The following is a 12,497-nucleotide window of genomic DNA, read 5'->3' as shown; positions in this document are numbered from 1 at the left end:
CGTACCATACATATTATTAACTTTCAAATTTAATCTGCCTTGCCACACTCAGCGCAAGACCCATCTCGCCCATAAGGAACAGTATCGACGTACCTCCGTAACTGATAAATGGCAATGTAACACCTGTATTTGGCATCAGATTGACAACAACTGCTATATTCAGAATTACCTGCAGTGCTATATGAATAAAGATTCCGCTGACCATCAGTGATCCAAATAAATCCGGCGCATTCTGCGCAATAAAGAATAATCGATAAAGCAGATACGCATACAGCATCAGAACGATCAGTCCACCGAAAATCCCAAGTTCTTCACAGATAATAGAAAAAATCATATCATTCTGTGCCTCAGGTACACTTCCAAGTTTCTGAATACTATTTCCAAGCCCTCTGCCAAAAAAGCCACCTGAACCAATCGCATATAATGCCTGAATTGTCTGATATCCCCATGTATCCGCATATTCTTCCGGATGCAGCCACACCATGATTCGTCTCAGACGGAAACTTCCGCTTCCATCTACACTTGCAGTCGCATTCAAAATCAGCACTCCCACCACAATTAATGTGACACCGACAGCCGCGATAATCACAAAAATCTTCATATCCGGATGTGCTACAAAGATCAATCCTGCGGTAATACAGAAAATAATGATCGCCGTACTCAGGTTATCTGTAAATAAATATGCAGCAAATGCCAGAAAACCTCCCGCACCGGCAAGAACCATACATCCCTTTAAAGTACGTACTTTCTTTCCCATGTGAACGATCATATACGGAAGACAGACAATAACCGCAATCTTTGCAATCTCTGCCGGCTGGAACTGAATCGGTCCAAGATTCAGCCATCTCTGCGCACCATGTGAGGACTGTCCCAAAGGTGTCTTAACCAATGCCATTAATACTAATGCTGCTACATATAAAACAGCTGCAAAACGATTAAGTATGCGATAATTGATTCTGGAAATAACAAGCGCCATAATAATACACGCAACACTGATCATGGCCTGTTTTTTGAAGAAGAACATATCATCTCCATAATTTATTTCTGCCGTATAGGAGCTTGTACTATATAGCATGATAAGTCCAAAACAGGTCAGTAAGACAATAACCGCAACAAGACTGTAATCATAATAATCTGCTTTCGCCTTTCGCCGCGTATTGCTTCTTTCTGATGAAGACGTATAAGACTGCTTCTGTGATTTTGTATTTGACATTTAATCACCTGCCGCTTTCTGTTTTTGTTTCCTGTAATAGGGAATCACCCCTAAATCGTACTTCATTATAACAGAAACTTTCTGTATAAGCAATGGGGCAGATGCATTATGCCTCTGCCCCATTTTTCAAGATATTACTGTTCACTCCGTTCTACTACAGTAATACACTTTGCGGGATAGTGGTGGTTAAACAGTAACTTCAAGATATTTCCCTATTATTTCTCATCATCAATCTCAATCGGATCGGATTCAAAGATAAATTTAACATTTCCATCCATATCACTGGATCTGTCTGTAAATGTTGTGTACATTACATCATCAGACTGAATTGCCTCAAATCTGTCAAGGATATCCTGAAGGTCTCCATTTACTGCATCATCCAGTTTCTTGATACCTTCTTTGTAGAACTTCTTCTGACCATCATTTAATTCCTTTGCCCCATCGTTGAGTTCTTTGATACCATCTTTAAGCTGGTCACTTCCGTCTGACAGTTCATTTGTTCCATCAAGCAGTGTCTGTGTTCCTGAAACAAGGCTTCCTGTTCCTGTTGCAAGAGTCTGTGCTCCTGTTGCAAGAGTCTGTGCTCCTGTTGCAAGCTGAGATGCCCCGCTGTTTAATGTAGAACTGTTAGAAGAAAGCTGATCTGCTCCGCTGTACAGAGCTCCGCTGTTAGATGCGAGAGTTTCCACACCACTTGTAAGCTGACCTGTTGCAGAACTAATCTGCGACATACCACTTGTCAAGCTCTTTCTTGCACTCTTAAGTGTTTTGGCGCCTTTTAACAACGCCTGTGCGTTTGCATTATTCTTACCCTGGAGCTGTGTGATACCATCTGTCAGAGTCTTTCCGGAGCTCAGAAGTGTATCTGCACCAGAAATCATCTGCTCAGTGCTTGCTTTTGCAAGACTCACATATCCACTCTGAAGGGATTTATTTGCTGTTGTAAGCTGTTCAGATCCGCTCTTAAGCTGTTCAATTCCCTGTAACATTGCAGGCATCTGCTGTCCAAGGCCATCAAACAATGTACTCATACCATTTACGCCGTTAGCAATCTGTGTTCCAAGTTCAGAAAGCTGACTTCCTGAAGCTGTCAGTGTGCCATCATTTGCAGTAAGCTGTTTTGCACCTGCATTCAACTGTTCTACAGTTGCCGTTACTGTCTGCATTCCCTGGCTTAATGCCTGCAGTTGCTGCTGAAGCTGTTCAACGCCGCTGTTTACTGCTGCTTCCTGTGTATCTGCTGCGGAAGCCGCACTGTCAGCAGATGCTCTTAAGCTGTCTGCTGCTGTCTGCAGCGCTGATGTGTCAGGTGCGGAAGCTGTGATCGTGGATGTGTCAATATTGGATGCGCTGTCTGCTGCTGCCTGGATAGAACCTAACGCACCGTCAACAGCTGCCTCTACTGCGGCTGCTGTCTCATCATCCATGTTGCTGTAATCAATATTATATAAAGCAGATTCTGCCTCTTCCAGCTGGCTGCTGACAGCTGCAACTCCTGCCTCTACTGAAGAAGCATCTACTGAGGCTTCTGAAGAATCACTGATCCAGGATTCAATCGCATCTGCCTGGCTGTTCATTGTATCTGCACTGTCACTTAACTGACCGGACATTGCCTGTGCACTTGTCTGTACCTCTGAAGCTGCAGAAGTTCCCATACTCTTAAGTGCAGTTTCAAGCTGATCCAGACCTGCTGCAAGCTGTTCTACACTTCCAACATATTCTTGTACTTTAGAAGTATAAGTAGAAACTCCTGTTGTATAATCAGTTATGTTTTTGCTGAAATTAGCAATCTGGTCTGCATCAATCTGGGAAGAAAGAGCAGTCATTTTATCTACTGCTGTCTGAATTCCGGTAACTGCAGTATCAATTCCCGGTACAATCTGTCCGATTCCATCTACCAGACTCTTAATTCCACCTGCATACTGGCTCACGCCACCTGCAAGCTGATTAACTCCCGCAATGTACTGCTGCATTCCGTCTGTCAGAGTGCCGGTTCCGTTTACATAGCTCTGCACGCCACTTGCAAGCTGGTTACCACCGGAAACATAGGCATTTACGCCATCAGAAAGAGACTTCATTCCTGCCTCATATTCTGCCATCTTACTGTCCAGTGTATCCACACCTGCGGTATACTGTTTGATTCCGGCTGAAAGTGTATCTGCACCAGATGTATAAGAAGAAACACCGCTGCTTAAAGACTGTGCTCCTGTGTTTAATGTCTGTGCTCCGTTGCTTAACTGCTGTGCTCCGTCATCCAGTTCCTTCGCACCATCATTAAGATCACTGACACCGGATTTTAATGTTCCGATTCCATCATAGAATTCTTTGTATTTATCATTTAATGTATTTGTTCCGTCATAAAGATCTTTTGTTCCATCTACCAGTTTTACCGCAGCATCTGTCAAATCTTTCATGGAATCTTTCAGATCATCAAGTCCGTCTATATTGTTAAGATCGATATCTTTAAAGATATCAGTTAATGCTACAGTAAATGCAGAACTCATCTCGCAGTCTGTGACATCTGCTTCCATTGTAAAACCTTCCGGAATATCCACTTCATCAGCAATATCTGAAGACATATCCAGACTGTCTTTCATTCCCGGCATACCAAATCCAACTACAATATTTCTGCTTCCATCAGAAATAACTTTACCGTTATCTACTGTTACGTTAGAAAAATTATCTGTAGAAAGAATCATTCCTGTTACCATAACAAACGGGGAATAAATCTCTGTGTTCTTACCATTCACTTTCTTGGTTGTTTTGGAAGTGTTTGTATAGGTAACTTTCATTTTAAGATGTCCTGTTTTTCCAGCCAGATCATCCGGTGAAACTTCTGCGCCATCCAGATAATACTTGATTCCTACGGAAACCGGAAGTTCTTTATCAGTTTTACCCTGATAGTAAATATCTTTTCCTTCAGCACTCCATGTCAGATCATTTCCACTCTGGGTAAATGTCTCATCACCTTTTACATTCTTGATATCTTCCAGATCAGAAGTATCCTTGATCTCAGAATCTGAACTGTCTCCTGAGTTTTTCAGCCAGTCGGATACGGTAACATCTGTTACTTCTCCATCTGCAGTTGTATTTACATAAACGGTTTCTTCCTTCTGAACGCTGTTATCACCTGTCTGTGCTGCTGCCATTACTGTACCTGCTCCAAGAACTACAGCCATACCTGCTGCAAGTGTTGCTGCAGCTGCTTTCTTTCTGTTTCTGTTCATAATAGATTACTCCTTTTTTATTCTGTCTCTTTACAATAAATTTCTTTTTATTTCTCTTTTAATCTTTTATTTCTTCTCTTCTGCGTTTTTCTTCTTGGCAAATCCAATAGATGTGTGGCAGATGAGTGGATCAAATATCATAAACATTGCCGGCAGAATCAACAATACAACCAGCGTACTGATAACCGCTCCTCGTGAAAGCAGGTTTGTGATACTTCCGATCATATCGACCTGTGTATAAAGACCAACACCAAAGGTCGCTGCAAAGAAACTGCATCCACTGATTACAATTGACTTCATGGATGTCTTATGCGCAATGGCAATCGCTTCTTTTTTATTCTTTCCAAGTCCACGTTCTTTCTGATATCTGCTGGTCATCAGGATCGCATAGTCAACGGTTGCGCCCAACTGGATACAGCCGATAACGATACTTGCTACGAATACAACTTCTTTTCCCTGATAATATGGAACAGACATATTGACGAAAATTGCAAATTCAATAACTGCAACCAGGATAAATGGAAGTGAAATAGATTTAAACACAACCATAATAATGATAAAGATTGCCAGGATTGAGATTGTATTTACTGTCTTTAAGTCTACATCTGTAACATCCTGCAGGTCTTTTGTCAGAGGTGCCTCACCGATTACCATAGATTCCGGACTGTAGCTCTTTACAATCTTCTGAACCTCATCAATCTGATTATTTACCTCGTCTGTCGCTGTCTTATACTGGGAACTGATGAACTCCATCTCATATTCATCACTCTCGAGCATCTTCTTCAAATCACTCGGAATCATGGTATCCGGAAATGCAGCACCTACGAAGGAATCCATTCCAAGGGCCCATTTTACTCCGTCAACATCTTTGATCTGGTTGAGCATTTCTGTTTTTTCTTTTGATGTAAGTCCTTTCTTTAATAAGACCATATGAACATTGTTCATATCAAAAGTTTCCTGAAGCTTTGCATTCGCCACGTTACTGTCCAGAGTAGCCGGAAGTGACTTATCAATGTTATAGTAGTTCTTTAAATTATTATTTCCATGGATTGCCGGGAAGAGCATTACCAGAAAAATAATCAGCCATATTTTATAATGCTTTGTGATAAATGCAGATGCTTTATCGAAGCTTGGAAGTAATGGCTTATGCGTTGTCTTCTCAATTGCTTTATCAAAAGTAAGTACTAATGCCGGAAGCAATGTTACGCAACAGAAAACACCGATCACAACACCTTTTGCCATAACGACACCCATATCTCGTCCAAGTGAGAAAGTCATAAAACAAAGTGCAATAAATCCGGCCACTGTGGTAATGGAACTTCCGATTACAGATTTGAAAGTTGCATTGATGGCATGCGCCATCGCTCTCTCTTTATCCCCTTCAAATCGTTTCTTATTTTCCTCATAACTGTTCAGCAGGAAAATAGAATAGTCCATTGTAACACCTAACTGAAGAACCGCTGTCAGAGCCTGTGTGATATAGGAAATCTGGCCCAGGAAAATATTACTTCCGAGGTTATATAAAACTGCTACACCTATGCAAAGCAGGAAAAGCACCGGCACAACCAGGGAATCCATTGCAAGAAGCAGGACTACCAGAGAAAGACAGGATGCAATCACAACATAGATTGGCATTTCTTTCAGTGCGATCTGTTTGATATCAGTAACAATACCTGTCATTCCACTGACGAAACAATCCTTTGAAGTAATCTTACGGATCTCTGTTACAGCATCCATGGAAGTTTCAGATGATGTTGTATTGTCAAACAATGCGATCATCATTGTCGCATTTCCATTAAAGAATGCCTCTCTTAAATCTTTCGGAAGCATTTCAACAGGAACGGAAACATCCAGAACACTGTCATACCATAATACTTTCTTGACATGATCAACTGCTTCAACCTTTTCTTTTAAAGCAGCTACGTCCTTAAGCTCCATGTCCTCCACAACTATCATGGAGAACGCTCCCATTCCAAACTGGTCTACCATGATATCCTGTCCCTCAACGGTCTCAAGGGTGTCTGGCAGATAACTTAATACATCGTAATTGATTTTGGTTGCAGCCATACCGAGATATGCCGGAATCAGTAAGATAATCCCGAGGATAATGATCAGTATTTTGTGTTTTGCAATCCACTTTCCTACCTTAATCATTTCATTCTCCTTTTCCTTTTTATTTCTTATTGATACTGTTTAATCATTCTATGACCAACAGTCATTTTTTATTTCATGGAATGTTATATACCAAAAATGACTGGTAGTCAATAATCATTCTTCACAATTTGTCTAAATTTTTTCAACAAATAAATAGACAGTGTTTTTCTTTCTGTTGTCCGATTATGGTTCTATCATTTTTTTGCTTTCATTATCCAAAATCTAATATTGACTTTTAGTCATTTTTGTTTAAAATAAAAGTATGAACTCTTTGAAGAAAGAAGGAAAAACTGTAATGGGAAAACTGGAGCTAAATAAAAAGAAGAAAAAGGATGCTCTGTTTAACACCGCTTTTGAGTTATTTACTACAAAGGGACTCACAAAGACTACGATTTCAGATATCGTAAATCAGGCAGGTGTAGCCAAGGGTACTTTTTATCTCTATTTTAAAGATAAATATGATATTCGCAATAAGCTCGTTTCCCATAAAACAGGAGAACTGTTTTTCCGCGCACATGAAGCTTTGCAGGATGCGCATATCACACAGTTTGACGAGCAGGTACATTTTATTGTAGATTTTATCCTGACAGCACTTGATCAGGACCGCACTCTTCTGCTTTTTATTTCGAAGAATCTTGCCTGGGGTGTATTTAAGGGTGCTTTTGAAGAGAAGATGCCAGATGACGAATACAATTTCTATCAGTCATATCTGGATATGCTGGCTCAGAATGGGCTTCATTATAAGAATCCGGAGTTGCTTCTATTTACGATTATTGAACTGGTAGGGTCTACCTGTTATAGTTGTATTCTGTATCAGCAGCCAGTATCCATGACAGAATATCGTCCATATCTGCATAAGACAATCTCAGGCATCATGAAAACCTTTTCCCAGGATAATACTGTATGCGCTACTTTACCACCTGTGGCTTCTATTGATCATACTGCATAATAACTATAAAACTGTGAATCCAGGAGCTCAGAGTCTTTTGACTCTGACATCACAATATAAAAACCTCCGAATATTCAGATTTTTTCTCTGAATATTCGGAGGTTTTACTTTTATTTCTTCATCTGCAAGATTGTTTCAAGAATCAACTTGTCGGCGCACTAATGTTTTTTGTTTTTTAGTTATTACTCGACGGCATATACTGTCTGAGAACTCCTGCCACATTACTGATCGGCATGGTCTGAAGCCATACATGACCAGGACCTGTAATTTCTGTATTAAATACCCCTTCTCCACCGAAAAGCATATTCTTTACTCCCGGAACTGTCACGATTTCCATCTTACAGCTGGCACTCATTGCGGCAAGATGTCCGGTATCAACTACGATCTTCTGACCTTCTTTTAATTCATATTCTACAACATGTCCATCAAACTCGGCAAACAGTATTCCGTTTCCGGAAAATTTCTGCATGATAAATCCCTCACCACCAAAAAGACCTGCACTGAATTTTTTACTGAAATGTACAGAACAGTCTACGCTGGCTTCGCTGGCAAGAAAAGCTGATTTCTGTGCGATGATCTCATTTCCCGGTGTGATATCAAACGCACGGATAGATCCTGGGAAACAGGAAGCAAATGCGATCATTCCATTTCCACCGACTGCTGTATAGATATTCTGGAACATTTTTTCCCCGGAGAACATACGCCCAAACATCTTTCCGATTCCGCCATTGGAGGTTGTCTCCATCTTCATATTTGGTGACATCCAGGACATTCCGCCACCCTCTGTCACAACCTTTTCACCATTGTCCAGATAGCAGATTACAACTGGGAGTGTATCACCTTTAATTTCATATTTCATATATTTACCGCTCCTTTCCATTCCGTGTGGATTATACATTTTGATGTCTGAATAAAATATAATCTTGCCTGCATCTTTTTCTATGAATTATAACATATTATACATCAGCTGCGATACAGGTATTTCCACAACAGTTACAAAAAGATGGTGAACCGGACTGAATTCACCATCTTTTTTCTTTATCTTCTGTTATTAATAACCTCTCTCGCCATATCTGCAAGTTCACCGGCAGATAATTTTCCATCTATTTGCAGCAAATCATACTGGATGCCATCTTTATTCCAGTTAACGCTTTGAATCTGACTAACTTCAATCTGAGAAGCGCTGTCATCGTAACTGAATATAACTTTTCCACTGGCCTGGTCTTTTTTATCTTGTTCTGTCAATTCGTAATCATCCGATACCAATTTATTTATATAATGTACATAATACAGATTTGTTCCATTTACAGTGGCAATAATATCACCTGACGGAATAAGTTTTGAGTTAAATTTCTGCTGTTCAAACGATACAACATCTCCATTCTTCTGATAATCAAAGGACACAGATTTAAACTTCTCAATTACATTTGCATTGTCGTCCTTAAAACTGTTTTCTATAATATTGCCCTTTTTGAAGCAGTACCCATTCTCAAATGTATCAATCAATATCGGTCTATACCCAATATCCTTTGTAACCTGTTCTACCGTTGGAAGAGATGTATAATCAGCACGTGATGCAGATGAACCTGTCCACATTGAAATCTTTCCTGTTGCCGTTACAGCAGTAACTCCAATTGTAAGTGTTGCAGCTATCAACAAAGGTAATATTTTCTTTTTTGATCTCATAGTCGTTTGCTTCCTTTCTGTATCTGCGAAGTCAAGTTTTGCATAAACTCTCTGTCTGACATTCTCTGTGTCAATATCAAGAGCATTGAAGGAAGTATCTACCTGTTTTTGTATTCCCAATTCTTTAAGCAAATTTTTTCTTCTCATATTTTAATAAAAAAAGTATACAGAACTCGTGTTAAATTCTGTACACTCTCAATAAACTGTTCCTTTTCCATATCCTGAAAACGACTTCAAAATTTTTCTACGGCATATTTTTATTCTCTACAGCACATAATAATGCGGAATAATATCTTCATAATGTCCATCCGGCATTCTGAATCCCTGGGGAATTATGCCAAGTCTGGTAAAACCGATTCTTTCATATAAATGTAATGCATGGGTGTTATTTGCAACCACTGCATTGAACTGCATAACACGAAAGCCTTTTTCCTTTGCCTGTGCAAGGCAGTCAAGAACCAGTTTCTCGCCGATGTGTTCACCACGGACTTCTCTTCTTACCGCATAGCTGGCATTACAGATATGGCCGCATCTTCCTACATTGTTCGGGTGCAAGATATAGAGACCGACAATTTCATTATTGTCAGTATTTACTGCGATTCCTGTATAGGTCTGTTCTTTGAAAAAAGCATCTCCTGTTTCTTCTGTCAGGTTCTCTTCCTGCGGAAATGCTATACCATCCTCTACTACCTGATTCCATATTGTAATAGCTGCTGTTACGTCTTTTGTCTGATATTCTCTGATTACAATGCTCATTCTTCTGTCCTCCATTTTCTATATCATACCGTGAACGATCAGTTTTCTGTTTCTTTACACACATCCACCCATCCTTTTGCCTCCGCTACCTGTTCCAGTTCCGGGATTGTGAGCTTTACTGCACTGTGATCATTGCCGGCAGCCGGATATACGGTGGTGAATTGTTTCAGACTTTCGTCAAGATAAACCTCAATTCCTTCATTAATTCCGAACGGGCATACCCCTCCCGGAGCGTGACCGATGATGTTTTCTACTTCATCAAATGGAATCATTTTTGCCTTTGTATGAAAAGTATCTTTATATTTTCGATTATCTACTCTGGCTGTACCCTCTGTTAAGATCAGGACTGCTTTATCGTTCTGCAAAAAGGACATAGTTTTTGCAATCATGCCAGGCTCTACCTGAAGGGCTGCTGCTGCCTCTGTTACTGTAGCAGTGGATGCTTCCAGTTCGATCACATGATTAAGAAAGCCTTTCTCTTCCAGATATTTTTCTGCTTTTTCTAAAGACATTTTCCATTTCCTCCTGAGTTATATCCTTACCTGTGTCCCAGTTCCCAGAATGCCACTGCACTTGCCGCAGCTACATTCAACGAATCTACTCCGTGGGACATTGGTATCTTTACTGTATAATCGCAGTCTGCGATGGTCTGTGATGCAAGGCCGTCACCTTCTGTTCCGAGAATGACTGCCAGTTTTTCTTCTGACCGGAGTGCTTTATCATCAATTCCTACAGAATCGTCACGCAGAGCCATTGCCGCTGTTTTAAATCTCAGATTTTGCAGAATCTGCATTCCATCCTGTGGCCATACATTTTTTTTATCAAAATATGTCCAGGGAATCTGGAATACGGTTCCCATACTTACTCTGGCTGCACGACGGTAAAGCGGATCACTGCAGCCGCCAGTCAGAAGTACTGCATCCATATGGAGAGCTGCTGCTGAGCGAAAAATAGCTCCGATATTTGTAGGATTTACAACATTTTCAAGAACTGCTATGCGGCTGGCATTTCTGCAGATTTCCTCTACGGATGGCAGTGGATTTCTGCGCATTGCGCAGAGCATTCCGCGAGTAAGAGCAAATCCGGTCAGCTTGACCAACAGTTCATATTCCGCAGTATAGACCGGCACATCCGGATATTGTTTCAGGATTTCCTGTGCCTCTCCTTCCAGATCTTTATGCTCCACCAGAAAAGAGATTGGCTGGTATCCTGCTTTCAGGGCTCGCTCAATTACTTTCGGACTCTCCGCAATGAAAATTCCCGGTTCCGGTTCATAGTATCTTAAAAGCTGTACTTCAGATGTTCTGGCATATACATCCAGTTCCGGCGCAGCGAAATCTTTTATTTCATTCCACATAATAAAAACCTCCAAACTGAGTAATCTTATCTTACATCATATTTGGGGTTTGCACAAGAATTCCTTTCTCACTCGAAATACGGAAGCTTCAGGACAATCTCATGATGATCGCCGCCGGCGAAGGGATCGGATTCGTTTACGGAAAGGGGAAAAGAAAATCTGCACTCCAGCAGCTGCATGAAGAACTGGAACAATGCGGAAAAAGACTGATGGAATATAAAGAATGCTTTGAGATCATGGGAAAAGACAGAAACAGTTATTCCAAAACAGATCTGGACGCGACTTTTATGCGCATGAAAGAAGATCCCATGCCAATATCCAGAGCGAACGCGGGATCATGAAACGTCAGACACGTTCCATTCAGACAGAAGGACATTTTGGAGACATCAAGGAAAACGAGAACTTCCGGCGCTTTAACTACCGCTCGGCAGATAAGGTATATAAAGAATTCATGCTATATGCCATTGGCAGAAATATAAATAAATATCATCGTTTTTTATACGAAAAGCTGAAAAAATTTGAGGGAAAAACTGCCTAGAAAAAAATGCGGCCGTAAAAATCCAAACAAGGATTTTTTGCGGCCAAAAACAGAAAGTACTTATTAACTCAAACTTCCCACACCAATAAGGTGTGCTGAACCTTGAAAATCCAATATTTCAGCCAATAAAAAAGGCATAAATACAATCCTTTGGTATAATGGAATTGTCCAGAAACCAAAATAGAAAAGGAGATTTATGCCATGTCCATTTTAGCACAGAACCATACGGATGAGGTAGCTTTACTTGATTGTATTCAGAAATTTTTTGCAAAGCATCATGTTGGAAAGTTACTGAAGCAATGTAATGGGACCAAGGAGAAAGGTGTTCCTTCCATTTCTCTTCTGAAATACAAACTCGGAAACATCTTCATCGGAAGAAGTATGTATATGCAGCAGCGTACCGGTTCTTTCAAGGAAGATTTCTCTAAAAATACCTTCTATCGCTTTCTGAATTCTGCTAAGACAAACTGGCTTCGTTTTACGTCACTCCTTGCCGCAGACATCGTTAACAATGGGATCAAGGATCTTACCGATGCCTCTCGTAAGAATGTATTCATCATTGATGACAGTCTTTTCAATCGTACCAGTTGTAAAAAAACTGAATTGGGTTCTAAAGT

At 40.5% G+C, this 12,497-nt stretch carries 11 protein-coding genes and 1 pseudogene; 4 read left to right on the top strand and 8 right to left on the bottom strand.

Annotated features, from left to right (window positions below):
* Positions 1 to 16: 16 nt before the first annotated feature.
* From ACTNC0_RS12005 to ACTNC0_RS11995, 3 genes are all read right to left on the bottom strand, one after another.
* Positions 17 to 1,213 (bottom strand): FtsW/RodA/SpoVE family cell cycle protein, encoded by a 1,197-nt coding sequence (locus ACTNC0_RS12005; protein WP_441087559.1) that lies wholly within the window; start codon positions 1,211 to 1,213, stop codon positions 17 to 19.
* A gap of 215 nt (positions 1,214 to 1,428) precedes the next feature.
* Positions 1,429 to 4,440, bottom strand: coding sequence for a hypothetical protein (locus ACTNC0_RS12000; RefSeq protein ID WP_441087558.1), 3,012 nt, complete (start codon positions 4,438 to 4,440; stop codon positions 1,429 to 1,431).
* Positions 4,441 to 4,506: 66 nt separating this feature from the next.
* Positions 4,507 to 6,594, bottom strand: a complete 2,088-nt coding sequence (locus ACTNC0_RS11995) for an efflux RND transporter permease subunit (RefSeq protein WP_441087557.1) — start codon at positions 6,592 to 6,594, stop codon at positions 4,507 to 4,509.
* 295 nt (positions 6,595 to 6,889) lie between these two features.
* Here ACTNC0_RS11995 and ACTNC0_RS11990 point away from each other — a divergent pair, with 295 nt between their 5' ends.
* Complete coding sequence (locus ACTNC0_RS11990; protein WP_441087556.1) at positions 6,890 to 7,543, top strand: TetR/AcrR family transcriptional regulator; 654 nt, start codon at positions 6,890 to 6,892, stop codon at positions 7,541 to 7,543.
* 175 nt (positions 7,544 to 7,718) lie between these two features.
* On the opposite strand, the gene ACTNC0_RS11985 is transcribed toward ACTNC0_RS11990, so the two are convergent.
* The 5 genes from ACTNC0_RS11985 to ACTNC0_RS11965 form a co-directional block, all read right to left on the bottom strand.
* Positions 7,719 to 8,402 (bottom strand): TIGR00266 family protein, encoded by a 684-nt coding sequence (locus ACTNC0_RS11985; protein ID WP_441087555.1) that lies wholly within the window; start codon positions 8,400 to 8,402, stop codon positions 7,719 to 7,721.
* Positions 8,403 to 8,581: 179 nt separating this feature from the next.
* A complete protein-coding gene (locus ACTNC0_RS11980) occupies positions 8,582 to 9,361 on the bottom strand; it encodes a hypothetical protein (protein ID WP_441087554.1) in 780 nt (259 codons plus the stop codon).
* Between the two features lie 132 nt (positions 9,362 to 9,493).
* Positions 9,494 to 9,985: an N-acetyltransferase family protein gene (locus ACTNC0_RS11975; RefSeq protein ID WP_441087553.1), complete on the bottom strand. Its 492-nt coding sequence runs from the start codon at positions 9,983 to 9,985 to the stop codon at positions 9,494 to 9,496.
* A gap of 38 nt (positions 9,986 to 10,023) precedes the next feature.
* Positions 10,024 to 10,497 (bottom strand): YbaK/EbsC family protein, encoded by a 474-nt coding sequence (locus tag ACTNC0_RS11970; RefSeq protein ID WP_441087552.1) that lies wholly within the window; start codon positions 10,495 to 10,497, stop codon positions 10,024 to 10,026.
* Between the two features lie 26 nt (positions 10,498 to 10,523).
* On the bottom strand, positions 10,524 to 11,342 hold the full coding sequence (locus tag ACTNC0_RS11965) for a TrmH family RNA methyltransferase (RefSeq protein ID WP_441087551.1): 819 nt from the start codon (positions 11,340 to 11,342) through the stop codon (positions 10,524 to 10,526).
* A gap of 101 nt (positions 11,343 to 11,443) precedes the next feature.
* Here ACTNC0_RS11965 and ACTNC0_RS11960 point away from each other — a divergent pair, with 101 nt between their 5' ends.
* From ACTNC0_RS11960 to ACTNC0_RS11950, 3 genes and pseudogenes are all read left to right on the top strand, one after another.
* Entirely contained in the window at positions 11,444 to 11,683 is a 240-nt protein-coding gene (locus ACTNC0_RS11960) for a hypothetical protein (RefSeq protein ID WP_441087639.1), read from the top strand.
* Positions 11,680 to 11,880: a transposase gene (locus ACTNC0_RS11955; protein WP_441087550.1), complete on the top strand. Its 201-nt coding sequence runs from the start codon at positions 11,680 to 11,682 to the stop codon at positions 11,878 to 11,880. Before ACTNC0_RS11960 ends, ACTNC0_RS11955 begins: the two co-directional genes overlap by 4 nt.
* Before the next feature lie 201 nt (positions 11,881 to 12,081).
* Positions 12,082 to 12,497 (top strand): annotated as a pseudogene (locus tag ACTNC0_RS11950) (IS4 family transposase); the annotation flags it as partial.

Source organism: Blautia sp. HCP3S3_B11, assembly GCF_052064435.1.
GTDB lineage: Bacteria > Bacillota > Clostridia > Lachnospirales > Lachnospiraceae > Blautia_A.
Note: the sequence above shows the minus strand (reverse complement) of the source record. Positions and strands in the feature narration are given on the sequence as shown.

Coding starts and splice junctions, on each gene's coding strand:
- ACTNC0_RS12000 (WP_441087558.1), bottom strand. CDS start 4,440: ATGAACAGAAACAGAAAGAAAGCAGCTGCAGCAACACTTGCAGCAGGT.
- ACTNC0_RS12005 (WP_441087559.1), bottom strand. CDS start 1,213: ATGTCAAATACAAAATCACAGAAGCAGTCTTATACGTCTTCATCAGAA.
- ACTNC0_RS11995 (WP_441087557.1), bottom strand. CDS start 6,594: ATGATTAAGGTAGGAAAGTGGATTGCAAAACACAAAATACTGATCATT.
- ACTNC0_RS11990 (WP_441087556.1), top strand. CDS start 6,890: ATGGGAAAACTGGAGCTAAATAAAAAGAAGAAAAAGGATGCTCTGTTT.
- ACTNC0_RS11960 (WP_441087639.1), top strand. CDS start 11,444: ATGATGATCGCCGCCGGCGAAGGGATCGGATTCGTTTACGGAAAGGGG.
- ACTNC0_RS11975 (WP_441087553.1), bottom strand. CDS start 9,985: ATGAGCATTGTAATCAGAGAATATCAGACAAAAGACGTAACAGCAGCT.
- ACTNC0_RS11955 (WP_441087550.1), top strand. CDS start 11,680: ATGAAACGTCAGACACGTTCCATTCAGACAGAAGGACATTTTGGAGAC.
- ACTNC0_RS11970 (WP_441087552.1), bottom strand. CDS start 10,497: ATGTCTTTAGAAAAAGCAGAAAAATATCTGGAAGAGAAAGGCTTTCTT.
- ACTNC0_RS11965 (WP_441087551.1), bottom strand. CDS start 11,342: ATGTGGAATGAAATAAAAGATTTCGCTGCGCCGGAACTGGATGTATAT.
- ACTNC0_RS11985 (WP_441087555.1), bottom strand. CDS start 8,402: ATGAAATATGAAATTAAAGGTGATACACTCCCAGTTGTAATCTGCTAT.